Origin of the sequence: Pantoea sp. SIMBA_079 (assembly GCF_046940275.1) — a bacterium.
GTDB lineage: Bacteria > Pseudomonadota > Gammaproteobacteria > Enterobacterales > Enterobacteriaceae > Pantoea > Pantoea borealis.
The window spans coordinates 1-240 of the sequence record NZ_JAWRYR010000855.1; the positions used below are offsets into that span (position 1 = coordinate 1).

The window sequence follows — 240 nt, forward strand, 5'->3', positions numbered from 1 at the left end:
CGATGACGCGGGTTTCACGACCGTCATTGAGTTCGATCGTCCCGTCTTCGATGAAATATTCACCCGGTATCATGATCGTCTCCTCAAGCGCATCCCGATATTTTCAAGATGCGCGTTAAAGCAAAAGCCCAAACGTTCCCGGCAGTGCGGGAGATGTTCTACGGAATTGGATTGTGAACGGTCACAAGCTTGGTACCGTCCGGAAAGGTGGCTTCCACCTGAATGTCATGGATCATTTCG

1 protein-coding gene is annotated in these 240 nt (G+C 50.8%); it reads right to left on the reverse strand.

Annotated features, from left to right (window positions below):
* Nucleotides 1-158: 158 nt before the first annotated feature.
* Nucleotides 159-240 (reverse strand): urease subunit gamma (locus SB719_RS22355; protein WP_412160063.1); only part of this gene is annotated, 82 nt, incomplete at its 5' end.